This is a genomic window from Chloroflexota bacterium, from assembly GCA_016197225.1.
GTDB lineage: Bacteria > Chloroflexota > Anaerolineae > Anaerolineales > VGOW01 > VGOW01.
Window position 1 is genome coordinate 110855 of record JACPWC010000056.1, and the last position, 16095, is coordinate 126949.

6 protein-coding genes are annotated in these 16095 nt (G+C 60.6%); 2 read left to right on the plus strand and 4 right to left on the minus strand.

What is annotated here, in order from left to right; all coding sequences use genetic code 11:
* Positions 1–134 precede the first annotated feature (134 nt).
* Positions 135–3827, plus strand: coding sequence for a tetratricopeptide repeat protein (locus tag HYZ49_09275; protein MBI3242469.1), 3693 nt, complete (start codon positions 135–137; stop codon positions 3825–3827).
* Between the two features lie 491 nt (positions 3828–4318).
* Positions 4319–10678, plus strand: coding sequence for a cadherin-like domain-containing protein (locus tag HYZ49_09280; protein MBI3242470.1), 6360 nt, complete (start codon positions 4319–4321; stop codon positions 10676–10678).
* A gap of 232 nt (positions 10679–10910) precedes the next feature.
* Here the strand turns inward: HYZ49_09280 and HYZ49_09285 are convergent, their stop codons facing one another.
* The 4 genes from HYZ49_09285 to HYZ49_09300 all read right to left on the minus strand — a co-directional run bounded on the left by HYZ49_09285 (position 10911) and on the right by HYZ49_09300 (position 16094).
* Positions 10911–12455: an acyl-CoA carboxylase subunit beta gene (locus HYZ49_09285; protein MBI3242471.1), complete on the minus strand. Its 1545-nt coding sequence runs from the start codon at positions 12453–12455 to the stop codon at positions 10911–10913.
* Positions 12456–12536: 81 nt separating this feature from the next.
* Positions 12537–12920 (minus strand): hypothetical protein, encoded by a 384-nt coding sequence (locus HYZ49_09290; GenBank protein ID MBI3242472.1) that lies wholly within the window; start codon positions 12918–12920, stop codon positions 12537–12539.
* Between the two features lie 67 nt (positions 12921–12987).
* A complete protein-coding gene (locus HYZ49_09295) occupies positions 12988–14019 on the minus strand; it encodes a zinc-binding dehydrogenase (protein ID MBI3242473.1) in 1032 nt (343 codons plus the stop codon).
* Positions 14016–16094, minus strand: a complete 2079-nt coding sequence (locus HYZ49_09300; protein ID MBI3242474.1) for a hypothetical protein — start codon at positions 16092–16094, stop codon at positions 14016–14018. The genes HYZ49_09295 and HYZ49_09300 overlap by 4 nt, the downstream gene beginning before the upstream one ends.
* Position 16095: the final 1 nt, after the last annotated feature.

Genomic DNA, 16095 nt, shown 5'->3' on the forward strand with positions numbered 1-16095 from the left:
CTCAGCAACTTTAGTGAACAGAGCGGAGAGCCTGCGCAACACTCTTCGCTCTGTTTTTTGTGAGACGACAACCCACTAATTTCACAGTAGCACTCTTTGCCATTTGAGATACAATTGACAATCAAAATCAGGCCATGATTGACACGTTGAGCGTCTATATTCCGATGGACCGACGGCAAGCCTTAGCCAAAGGCGTTGCCCTGCCTGATCGCGCGTATGGCGCCGCCCTCTTCGCCGATGTCTCCGGTTTCACCGCCCTGACCGAAGCCTTGGCCAACGAGCTTGGCCCGCAACGCGGGGCTGAGGAGTTGAGCCGCCACCTCAATCTGGTGTACGACGCCCTGATCGCCGAACTGCATCGCTACGGTGGAAGCGCCATCAGCTTCACCGGCGACGCCATCACCTGCTGGTTCGATGGCGCTGAAACGACGACTCAATTGGCGACCCAGCGAGCCGTAGCCTGCGGGCTGGCCATGCAGAAAGCCATGGGCGCGTTCGTCGAAGTGACGATCCCGTCCGGGCGAACAGTGTCGCTGGCGGTGAAGGTGGCCGTGGCCACCGGCCCGGCCCGGCGCTTTGTCGTGGGCGACCCCGTTATCCAGGTGATGGACGTGCTGGCCGGGACGACGCTCGACAACCTGTCTGCCACCGAGAAGCAGGCCGGGAAGGGTGAAGTGGTGCTTCACTCTTCCGCCGCCGAGGCGTTGGGAAACCTGGTTCGCATTGCCTCCCGGAGCTATGACGAGTCGCCGGGCCAGCGCCCGGCAGTCGTGTCCGGCCTCACCAACGACGTGGCGGCTTCCCCGTGGCCGGCGCTTTCCACCGACGCCCTCAATGAATCTCAGATCCGCCCGTGGCTGTTGCCTCCCGTCTACACCCGCTTGATGGGCGGGCAAGGCGAGTTCCTGGCCGAACTGCGCCCGGCGGTGGCCCTTTTTTTGCGTTTTAGCGGCATTGATTACGATGCCGACGACGAAGCCGGAGACAAGCTCAATGCTTACATCCGGCAAGTGCAGAGCGTCTTTGCCCGCTACGAGGGCGCGCTGATGAATGTGAACATCGGCGACAAAGGCAGTGCGCTCTACGCCGCATTTGGCGCGCCGCTGGCCCACGAGGATGACGCCGCCCGCGCGGCTTCGGCGGCGCTGGAACTGCGACTCCCGTCATTGAATTACATTCGCGCGGTGCAAATTGGAATCAGCCAGGGCCGAATGCGTACCGGCGCTTATGGCAGTGGCGAATGCCGCACTTACGGTGTGCTGGGCGATGACGTGAACCTGGCCGCCCGATTAATGCAGGCGGCGGCGCCGGGGCAAATTCTGGCCAGCCGGGGGGCGCAACAAAGCGCGAGCCATGATTTCAACTGGGAGGGTCTGGCGGCCATCAAAGTCAAGGGCAAGACCGAGCCGGTGGACGTTTACAATTTGCGCGGCCAGAGGGCGCGCCAGGCCGTCCGGCTTCAGGAAATCAACTACACCATTCCTATGGTGGGCCGCGCCGAAGAACTGGCCGCCATCGAGCAGAAGATGGCGCAGGTCATGCGTGGGCACGGTCAGATTGCCGGCATCACCGCTGAGGCCGGCATGGGCAAGTCGCGGCTGATGGCTGAGGTTATTCGCCTGGCCAATGAATATCAGCTTACCGGCTACGGCGGCGAATGTCTGTCGTATGGAACCAACACCAGTTACCTGGTCTGGCACTCGATCTGGCGAAGCTTCTTTGGCGTTGACCCGGAGTGGGACCTGGCGCAACAAGTGAAAGCCTTGAGGCGGCAGTTGCAAATGATTGACCCGGCTCTCACGCCCCGCCTGCCCCTGCTCGACGCGGCCCTCAATCTGCCCATCCCTGACGACGATTTCACTCGCGACTTCGACGCCAAATTACGCAAGACCTCACGCGAGGCTCTGCTGGCCGATTGTTTGCGGGGGCGGGCCAGGTTCGGCCCTCTCTTCCTGGTTCTGGAAGATTGCCACTGGATCGATCCTCTGTCGAACGATCTACTGGAAGTGATCGGACGGGCCATCGCCGATTTGCCTATCTTGCTGGTGATGAGTTATCGCCCGATGGACTCGCAGAGCGGCCAGACTCTGCGGGTGAGCCAACTGCCTCATTTCAGCGAAACCAAACTCAACGACTTCACGCCTCAGGAAGCTGAACGGCTGATCAGCTTGAAGCTGGAACAGTTCTTCGGCGCACAGACGGCGATCCCGCAGGATTTCATCGGCAAAATCACTGACAAGGCGCAAGGCAACCCGTTTTATATTGAAGAACTGCTCAACTACCTCCAAGATCGAAAGATTGACCCGCGCAACAGTCAGGCGTTGGAACAACTCGATTTCCCGGCCAACCTCCACAGCCTGATCCTTAGCCGCATGGACCAGCTTACCGAAGATCAGAAGAGCACGATCAAAGTGGCCAGTATCATCGGGCGGCAGTTTAAGGCGGCCATGCTCTGGGGCGCTTATTCCCAGTTGGTGGGCGACGAGCCACAAGTGCGAGCCAACCTTGAAGCCCTGGGCCGCCTGGATTTAACGCCGCTCGACACACCCGACCCTGAGCTTGAATATCTCTTTAAACATATCATTACTCACGAAGTCGCCTACGAGAGTCTGCCCTATGCCTTGCGAGCCACTCTGCACGATCAGATCGCCCAATACATCGAGCGGACTTTCAGCAAAGTGCTGGAGCAGTGGGTAGCCCCCCTGGCCTTTCATTATGGGCGAAGCGAGAACACGGCCAAGAAGCGCGAGTATTGGCTGAAGGCCGTCGAGGCCGCCCAGGCTAACTACGACAACAAGTGGGCGATTGATTACTACCAACAGGTTCTGCCTCTGTTGACCGCCGAAGAACAGGTGCCTGTCATGCTCAAACTGGGCGGCGTGCTGGAATTGGTTGGCCGCTGGGCAGAGACGGGCGACTCGTATCTAAAAGCGCTGGCCCTCACCGAGCAGTTGGGCGACCGGCGCGCCCAGGCCCAGTGCCAGACTGTGATCGGCGAATTCACTCGCAAACGAAGCCAGTACACCGAAGCCTCGGACTGGCTGGCGAAAGCGCAAGCCATCTTTGAAGACCTGGGCGACCGGGCCGGGGTAGCCCAGGTGCTTCACTACGCCGGGTCGCTGGCCGCGCAACAGGGCAATTACAACCTGGCTCAGGCCCGCTACGAAGCCAGCCTTGTCCTCCGGCAGGAGTTGGATGATAAAACGCGCATCGGCGGCCTGCTCAGCAACCTGGGCATCATCGCCCGCCTGGGAGGCAATTACGAACAGGCTCGCGCCTACCACGAAGAAGGCCTGGCCATCCGGCGCGAAGTCGGAGACCGCTCGGCCATCGCTCACTCGCTGAACAACCTGGCCAACGTGGCCCTGGATCAGGGCAACTACGCCGAGGCCCGCGCCCGCCACGAAGAGGCGGCGACTCTTCGCCGCCAGATCGGCGACCGCTGGGCCGAGGCGAATTCTCTCAACAACCTCGGCAATGTCGCCCGCGCTCAAGGCGATTATGCGGCGGCGCGCTCGATGTATCAGGAAAGTTTGACCATCAACAACCAACTGGGCGACCGCTGGGCAACAGCCTACTTGTTGGAAGACATGGGCGGCCTGGCTTCGCTCGAAGGCCAGCCCGAACGCGCCTTTCGGCTGGTGGGCGCCGCCGCCGGCTTACGGGAAGCCATTGGCTCCCCCCTCTCCCCCGCCGAAAAGAACAAGCTCGAAGCCCTGCTCGCCAACGCCCGGCAGGCGCTCGATGAAACAGCCTGGAACAGCCTCATAGACAAAGGCCGGGCCTTGACCCTGCCAGAGGCAGTTCAATACGCCCTGCAAAACTAGCCACGTTCAGAGAAACCGGCGCATCCCAACGCCGGTTTCTCATTCCCCACCCTCAACCTTCCTCAACCGGGGCGCAAACTGTGTCCTGAAATACAGACGGCGAAGCTCAAACATGATATTGTGAAACTGCCAGAGTAAGGGCGTATCACCCTAATCTCCTGTCCAACCGCCCATATCCTGAACCGGGTTTGAACGGTATAGAACGGATGTGAAGCAGTTGAGGCCGCAATCAGGGAGAAACTATAGACGTTATTGGAAATAACCTTTTGCGCGCTCCAACCGCGTCCTCGTGGTTGGGCCGCCCGCGAGGACGCGGGCCGGGAGCCAATTTCCGATAAAGTTTATCTACTATCAGTTTCCCTTGATGTTTCCTTTACCCTTTTTTGAGTATATGCCAGTTCAATTCAGTATCGCTTCTTCCTAAGAAGCGAACACCGGGGTCTCATCCTGCGGGGGGTGAGCAGTTCGAAAATAGGATTGAGGAGAGAGACATGAAAAACTTTACAAAGCTAGCCATGCGTCTGGCGGGCGCAACGGCCCTTCTGGTCGCCGTCCTGTCGCTTCAGTTTTCCGTCTATATGACTTCCAGGGCCAGCGGCGCCACTACCATCGTCGTCAACAGCCCTCTCGACAAAATCAACACTGACGGCCTTTGCACCCTGCGCGAGGCCGTCATTGCCGCCAACAAGGACCTGGCCTCCAGCAGTCAACCCGGCGAATGCCCGGCCGGGAGCGGAACAGACACCATCGTCCTCCCGACGGGAACCTACACCCTCACCCGCACCGACTCCGGTAGCGAAGATGCATCCTCAACCGGCGACCTGGACATCAAAAGCAACCTGTCCATCACCACCACCGGCCCGGCCACCATCACCGCCGCCAGCGGCTTTACCGACCGCATCTTTCAAATTCACATTGGCAAGACCGTCACCATCTCGGGAGTCACGATCAGCAACGGCAACATCTCCGATGATGATGGCGGCGGCGGTATCCATAACAAAGGCGTCCTCATCCTTCAGAACAGCACCATCTCGGGCAATAAATCCGGGGGCAAAGGCGGCGGCATTTTCAACGCCGGAACTCTCACCCTGATCAACGACACCATCAGCGGCAACTCCGCCAAAACCGACGGCGGCGGTCTCTTCAATTACAGCGACACGGCGACTCTCACCAACGTTACCATTGCCAACAACACCGCTGACCTCGACGCCAACGGTTCCGGCAACGGCGGTGGCCTGGCCCGCTACGGCGGCACGGTTTACATCAAGAATGTGATCATCGCCGGCAACAACGACAACAGCGCCTCGACCAAACATCGCGACTGCTCCGGTTCAATCGCCTCTCAGGGAAACAACCTGATTCAATTCACGACTGGCTGTACCCTCACCGGAGTCAGCACCGGCAACCTGCTCGGCGTGAACCCCAACCTCGGCCCCCTGCAAAACAACGGCGGCAACACCGCCACTCATGCTTTGCCCGCTGGTAGCCCGGCGATTGACGCCGGAACGAACACCGGTTGCCCGGCCACCGACCAGCGCGGCGTGACCCGGCCTCAGGGCGCAAAATGCGACATTGGCGCTTACGAATTTGAAAACCCCGCCCAGCCTGGCCCCACCTTCGTCGTCAACACCACCGACGACCCCGGCGACGGCCTGTGCGCCTTCAATCATTGCTCTCTGCGCGAAGCGATTGCCGCCGCCAACATCCGCACCAACGGCGCAACGCCCGATCAGATCACCTTCAACATCCCCGGCGCAGGCCCGCACACTATTCAGCCAACTTCGGCCCTGCCGACGATCACCGACCCGGTCGTCGTTGACGGCACGACCGACGCAGTCGTGTTGGACGGCTTCAACGCTGGAACCGGCGCGAACGGCTTCATCCTCGCCACCAGCAACAGCACTATCCGCAACTTGACGATCACCCGCTTCAACGGAAACGGCGTGCGCGTCAGCTCCGGCGTAGGCAACGCCCTGCGCGCCAACAGCATCTTCGACAATGGCGCTTCGGGCATTGACCTGGGTGGCGACGGCCCGACGGCCAACGATACCAATGACGCCGACTCGGGCGCGAACGGCCTGCAAAACTTTGCCACCCTCACTCGCGCCATTCCCAGCGGCGGCAACATTGGCATCGAAGGCCGCCTCAACAGCGCCGCCAACACTGCTTTCACGATTGAATTCTTCGCCAGCCCGGTTTGCGAGTCTTCCAACTTTGGCGAAGGCCAAACCTTCCTCGGCTCAACGACGACCACAACCGACGCGACGGGTGACGCCACCTTCAGCGCCTCCATTGCCTCGACGGTCGCCGTCGGCCAGTTTGTCACGGCCACTGCCACCGATCCTGGCGGCAACACCTCCGAGTTCTCGCAGTGTGTGGTCGCCGGCCTGGGCAACGATGTCTGGACGCGCGCTTCTCGCCTGACGCTCGGCGGCGACCCGCTCTCAGCGCCAGCCGATCACTTTGTTGACCTGCCCGGCCAGTCGCGCTGGTACAAGTTCTCGGTGCAACCGGGGAGCAAGGTGATCGTCACCCTCACCGGCCTGCCCGCCAACTACGACCTCACCCTCTACAAAGACATCGCCACCGCATACAAAACCATCGCCTCACCGCAAGACCTGGTGCGGCTCGGCGCCGAGTATGCGCCCGACACCTTCAGCCCAGATTCGTTTAGCCCCGACACGTTTAGCCCGGACACATTCAGTCCCGACACCTTCAGCCCCGACACGTTTAGCCCGGACACCTTCAGTCCCGACACGTTCAGCCCGGACACGTTTAGCCCAGACACCTTCAGCCCGGATACGTTTAGCCCCGACACGTTTAGTCCTGATACTTTCAGCCCGGATACGTTTAGCCCGGATACGTTTAGCCCGGACACCTTCAGCCCCGACCCAGCGGCCTTCTCCAGCGCCCAGAGCCGCAGTCTCATTGGCGTCTCGGCGTTTGACGGCACGAGCGGCGAGGGACTCAGCCTCAACACCTGGAACAACGCCGGCGATTTTTACGTGCGCGTGCGTGGCCGCAACGGCGCGTTCAGCCTGACCGCGCCCTTCCATCTGCAAGTAATCATGCTCACCGGCTCGTGCGGCGCCGTCAGCCCGACGCTCCCGGCCAACTCGCTGGCTGGCGTGGCTGGCAGCTACAAGACCATCATCCTCACCGACCTGGCCCGCACGGCTGGCACGGTGGACGAGAAAAACGCCCTGCAAGCGAAGTTGGCCGAGTTTGCCAACCCGACGCTTCATCCTGAAGTGGCTGGTGTTATCGTGGACGTGGGAGCCGATGCCCGCGTGGCCGCCGCCAACATTCAAGCCGACGCTCACCCTGAGTGCCCCTACGCTAAGAATCTGGTGGCGTCTTCCATCAAGAACATCATTGATAGCTACCGCGCCTTGAACACGCTGGAGTATGTGGTCATCGTCGGCCACGACAACACCATCCCGTTCTTCCGCTATCCCGATCAGGCGTTGCTGGCGAACGAGCAGAACTACGTGCCGCCGGTGAAGGATGCCACCTCCTCGCAGGCCAGCCTCAAGCTGGGTTACGTGCTCAGCCAGGATGGCTACGGCGCGCCGTTCGAACTTTCGACGAAGGTCAACACCTTCCCGCTGCCCGGCCTGGCGATTGGCCGCCTGGTGGAAACGGCGGCTGATGCCGCCACGATGCTCGACGCTTATCTCGCCACGAGCGGCGGCGTTGCGCCGCAACCGGCCTCGTCGCTCGTCACCGGCTACGACTTCCTCGAAGACGCCGCGAATGCGGTTCAGAGTGAACTGGCCGCCGGGCTGGGTTTGGGGGCGACCACCGACACGCTCATTGCCGACCGGGCGCTTTCCCCGACAGACCCGGCCTCGTGGACGGCATCTCAACTGAAGACGGCGCTTCTGACCAATCGCCACGATCTGATCTTCCTCGCCGGCCACTTCAGCGCCAGCAGCACCCTGGCCGCCGACTACAAGACGCGGCTGTTGACGACGGAGGTGGCGGCTTCCAGCACCGACTTCACCAACAGCATCATCTTCAGCGCCGGTTGTCACGCCGGCTACAACATCGTCAACGAGCACAACGTGGCCGGCGTTACCGCCGAGCCAGACTGGGCGCAGACGTTCGCCCGAAAAGGCGCAACCCTGATCGCCGGAACCGGCTATCAATACGGCGACACCGACTTCGTCGAATACAGCGAGCGGCTCTACCTGGAATTCAGCCAGGCGTTGCGAACCGGAACCGGGCCGGTGGCGGTGGGCAAGGCGCTGGTGGCGGCCAAACAGGCGTACCTGGCGGGCACGCCGGAACTGCGCGGCATCCACGAGAAGGCCCTGCTCGAAGCCACCCTCTTCGGCCTGCCCATGTTGAGCGTGAACATGCCCGGCCAACGCCTGCCCTCGAGCAGTGACGCTTCCATCGTCGCCGCGCCCAACACCTTCGCCGTCAACCCCGGCGCGACGCTTGGCTTGCAGTTTGCCGATGTCAACGTGACTTCGACGCTCACGCCGCACACGGTCACCCTCAAAGACCCGACCAACGCCACGCAAACCTACGACGCCACTTATCTTTCTGGCGGCAACGGCGTGGTGTCAAACCCGGCCGAGCCGGTTCTGCCCGCCGAAGTTCGCAACGTCACTGTGCCCGGCACGGTTCTGCGCGGCGTGGGCTTCCGGGGTGGCTCCTACTCCGACCTGGCGAACATCCTGCCGCTCACCGGCGCGGCATCCACCGAACTGCGCGGCGTTCATGCCCCGGCCTTCTACGATGTGTTCTACCCGATCCAGCCCTGGCGCGCCAACTACTTCGCCGCCCTGACGAACGTCAACGGGGCCACCCGCCTCATCGTCACCCCGGCCCAGTTCCAGTCCGACCCGGCCTCGCTGATCGGCAGAGGCACGTTGCGGCAGTTCGGCAACATGAACTTCCGGCTGTACTACAGCAACAACACCCAGACTTTCTCCGGCAACGTCCCAGCGCTGTCTGAGCCGCCTTCGATCACCAACATCGTTGCCACCGTGTCCGGCGGGAACATGATCTTTAGCGCCCAGGTCACGGGCGAGCCTGCCGCCGGCGTTCAGGAAGTCTGGGTCACTTACACCGCCCTCAGCGGCCCCTTTGCCGGAACCTGGCAATCGCTTGATTTGACTCGAAGCGCCACTGACTCGAAGACGTGGCAGGGCACGCTCGACCTCGTTGGCACTCCGCCCGGAGACGTGCGCTTCGTGGCGCAAGCCGCCAACGGCGTTGGCCTGGTGACGTTGATGACAAACCTGGGCCGTTACTACAGCATCAACCTGGCCCCCACCGAGCCAACTCTGCTCGTCCTCGAAACCCCGGCGGCCTCGTCCGGCCCGTACCGCACCTCGGCCACCTTCAGCGCCGTGCTCACCAACAACGGCGCGCCACTGGTTGGGCAGTTGGTCAAGTTCAATCTTGGCAGCCAGGGGCGGCGGGCCGTCACCGACGTAAATGGCCGGGCGACCGTCACCATATTCCTCAACGGCCTCCCCGGCGATGATGAGTTGCGCGCCTCCTTCCTCGGAACCGAACTCTACCAACCGTCCTTCGCCGGGCCGCTCACCTTCACCATCACTAAGCAGGCCACTTCGCTCACGCTTAACCCGGCCTCGGCGACCAGCCACCTGGGCAACGGCCCGCTCATCACGGCAACGCTCACCGACGCCGCCGACAACCATCTGGCCGAAGAGACCGTGTTCTTTGTGATTACCGGCGAGTCAGGATCGTACAATACCGCCGTCATCACCGACTACGCCGGTCAGGCCGTCTTGAGCGACGTGCCACTGCCGTTTGGCAGTTACACCGTCAACGCCTACTTCAGCGGCGCGATCACCCTCAGCACCGAAGAAACGCTCGTATTCGACGATGCGCGCTACACGCCCTCGACGGCCACCGGCTCGCTGGCTCTGATCAACAACACCCCAGCGGCGGTGGATGATGCTTACGAGGTGGACGAGAATGACTCGCTGACAGTGGCCGCTCCGGGCGTGCTGGGCAACGACGGTGACGCCGACGACGATCCCCTCACCGCGATTCTGGTGGACGCCCCGACTCACGGCACGGTGACGCTCAACACCGACGGCTCCTTCACTTACACCCCAGCCGACGACTTTCACGGCACAGACGCCTTCACCTACGCCGCCAACGACGGCTTCACCAACAGCAACACGGCCATCGTCACCATCACCGTCAACGAAGTGGAAACCCTGATCTACGGCGTGCAGAACATGAGCGAGAGCGTGCAGTTCTTCACCGTTGACCGGATCACCCACGTTGTCATGCCGCTCGGCCCGGTGCAAGTTGGTTACGACATCGAAGGCCTTGACCTTCACCCGACCACCGGCGTTCTGTATGCCAGCTCTGAAAACGGCGGGCGGCTCTACACTGTAGACAAGCAAACCGGACTGCTGACGCTCGTCGGCCCGACCGGCTTCAACAACGTGCCGGGCCTCTCCTTCAAACCTGACGGGACGCTGTGGGGCTGGGCCAAGAATCAAGGGCTGATCACGATCAATCCTGCCACCGGCCAGGGCACATTGGTCTTTGCCTCAACGATGGCAACCAAGAACGTGGAAGGCATTGCCTGGAACAACGATGGCACACTGTTGTACATGGTTGCCAACCGCGACCTGCTTGTCTACAACCCGAGCGGGAACACCGTGACCAAGATCGCCAGCAACCTGCCCGGCAAGACCGAGGCTGTTGACATGCGGCCCGACGGCCTGCTGGCGCTCGGCGTGCACGGGTTCACGATCTACGCTTATGACGTGAATTTGAAGCAAGTGGTCACGAGCGAGAACATCACCATCCCCTACGACGACGTGGAAGGTCTGGCCTGGCCTAATTAACGGGTAAGACCTGCCGGGTCTTCGCGCAAGCGACCCGGCAGGTCTTGGCAGAGCTACGTCTCGAAACCCGTTTTCCTGGCTACGGAAAACGGGTTTTTATTTTAGACCTTATCGGAAATAAGCTCATAGCCCGCGTCCTCGCGGGCCCCTTCGGGCAACCGCGCCCCACCGGGATGCTTCGCGAAGGACGCGGTTGGGGAGCGTCATAATGTTATTCCTGATAAGATTTTTTCTATAACGGAATGTTTCCGTGTTTCTTCTGCGGGTTGCTGTCGCGTTTGTGGGCCAGCAGTTCCAGGCCGTTGATCAGGCGCGGGCGGGTTTCACGCGGCTCGATCACGTCGTCAATGTAGCCGCGCGAGGCGGCCACGTACGGGTTGGCAAACTTCTCGCGGTACATCTGCACCAGTTCGGCTTTTTTGGCAACGGGGTCTTCAGCCTCGGCCAGTTCTTTGCGGAAGATGATGCTCACCGCCCCGTCCGGCCCCATCACCGCAATCTCCGCCGTCGGCCAGGCCAGGTTGAGGTCGCCGCGAATGTGCTTGCTACTCATCACGTCGTAAGCGCCGCCGTAAGCCTTGCGGGTGATCACTGTGAGTTTGGGCACGGTGGCTTCGCAGTAAGCGTAAAGCAGTTTCGCGCCACTACGAATGATGCCGCCGTGTTCCTGCTTCACGCCCGGCAGGAAGCCCGGCACGTCTTCAAACGTAACCAGTGGAATGTTGAAGCAATCACAAAAGCGAATAAAACGCGCCCCTTTCTCCGAAGCGTTGATGTCGAGCACTCCGGCCAACACCGCCGGTTGATTGGCGATGACGCCCACACTGTGGCCGCCCAACCGGGCGAAGCCGACGACGATGTTCTGGGCGTAGTCGGCGTGAATCTCAAAAAACTCGCCGTTGTCCACAATCCGGGTGATCACATCCTTGATGTCATAGGGCTTGTTCGGGTTTTCGGGAACGATGGAATCGAGCGCCGCATCTTCACGCAGAGAATCGTCAATGCTCTTCACAAACGGCGGGTCTTCCATGTTGTTCTGCGGGATGTAGCCCAACAGCTTGCGAATCAGAAACAGGCAGTCGGCCTCGTTCTCGGCCACGTAATGGCACACGCCCGACACCGAACTGTGAACGCTGGCCCCGCCTAAATCTTCAAACGACACTTCTTCGGCGGTCACGCTCTTCACCACGTCCGGCCCGGTGACGAACATGTACGACGAGCCTTTGACCATGAAGATGAAGTCGGTGAGGGCCGGCGAGTACACCGCCCCGCCGGCGCACGGCCCCATGATGGCGCTGATTTGCGGGATGACGCCCGAGGCCAGGGTGTTGCGGAGAAAGATATCGGCGTAGCCGCCGAGCGAGACCACGCCTTCCTGGATTCGCGCCCCACCCGAGTCGTTCAACCCGATCACCGGGGCACCCGTCTTCACGGCCATGTCCATGATCTTGCATACCTTCTCGGCGTGAACTTCTCCCAGGCTCCCGCCGAAAACGGTGAAGTCCTGCGAGAAGACGTAAACCAGCCGCCCGTCAATCGTGCCCCAGCCTGTCACCACGCTGTCGCTGAGAAACTGCTTCTCGTCCAGCCCGAAGTCGTGCGTGCGGTGGGTGACAAAGGCATCCACTTCGCGGAACGAGCCGCGGTCGAGCAAGAGTTCGAGCCGCTCGCGAGCGGTGAGCCGCCCGCGCTTGTGCTGGGCTTCGATGCGATCCGCCCCGCCGCCGAGTTTCGCTTCCTCACGCAAACTTCGCAAATGTTCGATTTTTTGGTCAATTGCCATCTCATCTCCATTTTGGGTTTTGGATTTGCGATTTTAGATTGCTCAATCATCAATCCAAAATCCGAAATCGGAAATCTAAAATCGGTTGCGTCCCAACACGCCCCAAACCAGCGCCAGCACTAGCACCGTCAGACCAAGCGCAAAGCCGGTGGAAAGTTGCGCGTAATCGGAACGTGAGAACAGAATCCTGTCGAGCCAGGCCTGCGCCTGGGAGCCGGTGACGGCGATGAGGGTCAGCCACCAGCCCCACCGGTTTAGCCGCTTCAACCCAACTGAGGCCGCCACCAACGCCCCGCCCCACATCGCTGCCGAGAGGATGGCGTAAGGCAAGGGTAACGACACGTCAAGTTGGATCAACAAAGGCTGGCGGGCGAAGAGCACGGCGGCCCGCGTCCACTGCATCAACCCTAATATAAACACCAGAAGGGACAGCCAGGTTACACTGAGCGAGCGGCGCATTGGAAAGACGAATGACAAATGACGAATGACGAATGACGAAGGTCATTGTCCGTCGTCTTTCGTCGAATCAGATGGCTAACACAATCTTCCCAAACACGTCGCCCCGTTCCATCTTCTCGTGCGCGGCCCGGATGTCGGAAAGCGGGAACGTCGAGTTGATGGGCGCGTGAAGCTTGCCCGCAAACACCAGCCCCATGACCGTTGCAAAATCGGCGCGCGTTCCCATCGTCGAGCCAATCAGGCTGATATGTTTGCCAAACATAAAGCGATTGTCTATCTCAAACTTTGGTCCGGCGGTGTTGCCCACTGTCAGCACGCGGCCTCCTTTTCGCACACAACGAAGGCTGGTCATCATCGTGGCCGCGCCCACGTTGTCCACCACCACGTCCACGCCGCGCTTGCCCGTCAACTGGTAAATCTTCTTGCCCCAATCTTCTTTGGAGCGATCAATCAACACGTCCGCGCCGAGCGACTGAGCCAGGGCCAGCTTCTTTTCGTCCGAGCCGACGACGTAAACGGTGCAACCGGCCAGTTTGGCAATCTGGATGGCGGCGGTGTTCACGCCCCCGCCCGCGCCCACGATCAGAATCGTCTCACCCGCTTGAAGCCGGCCTTTGGTGATGAGCGAGTGCCAGGCGGTGTGGAACACGAGACCGGCGGCGGCGGCTTGTTCAAAGGGGAAGCCGTCGGGCAAGCGCAAAAGCTGTCGTTCGGGAATAGCGGCGTATTCGGCATTCGTGCCGTCAACCGTCTCGCCGAACAGGTGCCAGTTGAAGCACAGGTTATCATTCCCGGCCACACACATTTCACAGTGGCCGCAACCGACGTTGGTGTTGAGAACGACCCGGTCGCCCACAGAAAAGCCGGCCCTGAGCGAAGTCGAAGAGGCGGCAACGACGCCCGCTCCATCCGAGCCGAGGGTGTGCGGCAGGGTCAATTTGATTCCCGGCCAGCCGTCGCGCACCCACTTGTCCACCCGGTTCATGGCCGCGGCTTTGATCTGCACCAGGACTTCTCCGGGCCGGGGTTCGGGCACTGGCAGTTCACCGTAAGTCATCACTTCCGGGCCGCCGTGTTGAGGGAAGAATGCGGTTTTCATTGAGGTTCGGTTGAGGATGCCCGCCGCCACAGCCAGAGAGTAAGGCCGCATCCGATCAGGGTGGCGGCAAGGCCAACAGCCACATCCCACGGGCGATAACGGAATTCGTAGGTATGTTGACCGGCGGGGGCAGTGACGGCAAGCCAGCGATCTTGTTTAAGCGGCTCCGGTTTCTCATCTCGCCAAACGTACCAGCCAACCCACGAGTTTTCCTCCACGACAAGTTGCCCAGCGCGATCGGTGGAGCAAGTCACCGTCAAGTCGCCACCGCTACCAGCGGCCTGACATGGCACTTTTTGAGCACCTGAAGCTATGTAGGCATATTCAGCCTGAGCGTCCTGATAAATAGGGATGTCGCCCAAAAGGCCAACCACCTCGGTATCGGGCGGAGCACCAGTACGATTGGCAATCAAATATGGTTTGGGAGGCTCCCTGTTTTTCCACTTCCATGCCCAAACAACGTTAGTCACTTTTAGTTGCGCTGCCACCGCAGGCTCGATCCAAAAATGCTCGCCGAAAGGCAGGGCAATCCAACGATCACCAGTGAGGTAAAGGTCTGATATAACTTGCTGGTAAGACTGGTAAATAGGGCTGGCATCACTAGTGCGAATAAAAACCTGGCTCAGATCATAGGCGGTGCTGAACGACCAGTAGAGAGGAACGGCCAGCACCCATGCCACCGAGAGAGTGGCTGATTTGGCTGTGGTGAAAGAAATAGTGAGCTTCGGCCAGTTGAGCTTCAGCAATTGGTCGAAGCCATAAGCAGCTAGGGCCACAATGGGTGGGACAGCAAGAATGCTCATCAACGACGGATGGCGAAAGCCGTCGAAGTAAGTGGATAGTTTCGCAAGCCATTTTAGCGGAATGGCACTGCCCATCAGGAAACTCATCATCATGCCCGCGATCAGGCAAAGGGCCAGGCGGGCATTGTCGCGACGAATAAAGCGAATAGAAATAATGGCCAGCAGGACCGGCACCCAGCCAATGTAAATGGTGAAGAGTTCAGGAGCGACGAACTTGCCGAGAACATTAGTGTTCATGAAGGCCAGGTCGCGGATGACCAGGTTGAGAGGCGCGTATTCGAGCGGTTGAGCGCGAGTAAAGAGAGGGTCGGTTTCTTTGGCAAAGTTGGGGAGGAAATGGACAGCAGGGATGAGAAACAGACCAGCCATCAAAACACTGAGGCCGACGGCAAGCGCATACTCTTTCCAAACCGGGCGCAGGTGGAACTCATCATCAAGAAGAAGGAAGAGGAAGGCGGGGGCCCAACTGAGCAGGCTAAGTTGCAGATAGCCCTGGCCGGAGACGATCGCTAGCGCGCCGGTGACGGCCAAGGCAAGGGTGGAGCGCCGCTTTCCGGTGAGGGCGAGGTCTATCGCCGCCGCCAGCGCCAAACTACATGAGGCGGTGGAGAGGACGATGCCAAATTGGCCGGTGGCCATACGCGCTGACAGGTGACCGCCGACGACGATAAGCATGGCGCTCCACACCCGGGCCACCCGCCCCAGTTTAAGCAGGCGGGCGATCCACCATTGAGCATAACCGGCGATGATGAAACAGATCACCAGCGCCACTTTGGCCCCGGCCATCACACCCCACAACAGGGTGGTAATCATCACCAGCGGGTGGAGCTTACTGCCAAATGCGTCGGCCAGCGCTGGCATGCCGCCGTTGATCGTCCCGTCCCACAAAGCGCACAGGCCGCAACGTTGTAATTGCACCCAAATATAATGGGTGTTGAGTTGCCCGCCGATCTCGCTCGACACGGGCCACATGAACGGGTCGAAGTCAAGGTAAGCCCGCCCCACCCACATCGCCCAGCCCGCAATGATGCCCAGCTCAACCACCGTTCCCGCGTGGGCGCGCAACCACTCCAGCAAGCTCACCTGTACTTGTTGCTTCATCACCGGCATCCGCCTGTACCTCAACCACGTCAACAGTGGCGAGTACACGCCGAACAGGCGCACTTGCATATTATCGTCAGCAGGTTGAAAAGTGGCGCGGCTGAAAGCCAGCCACCCCAACGCCAATCCAACCATGATAAAAATCAGAGCAACAAGGTTGATGAGTGTCATA

Excerpts from the sequence above, each read along its gene's own strand:
- HYZ49_09275 (MBI3242469.1), top strand. The coding sequence starts at position 135 with ATGATTGACACGTTGAGCGTCTATATTCCGATGGACCGACGGCAAGCC.
- HYZ49_09280 (MBI3242470.1), top strand. The coding sequence starts at position 4,319 with ATGAAAAACTTTACAAAGCTAGCCATGCGTCTGGCGGGCGCAACGGCC.
- HYZ49_09290 (MBI3242472.1), bottom strand. The coding sequence starts at position 12,920 with ATGCGCCGCTCGCTCAGTGTAACCTGGCTGTCCCTTCTGGTGTTTATA.
- HYZ49_09295 (MBI3242473.1), bottom strand. The coding sequence starts at position 14,019 with ATGAAAACCGCATTCTTCCCTCAACACGGCGGCCCGGAAGTGATGACT.
- HYZ49_09300 (MBI3242474.1), bottom strand. The coding sequence starts at position 16,094 with ATGACACTCATCAACCTTGTTGCTCTGATTTTTATCATGGTTGGATTG.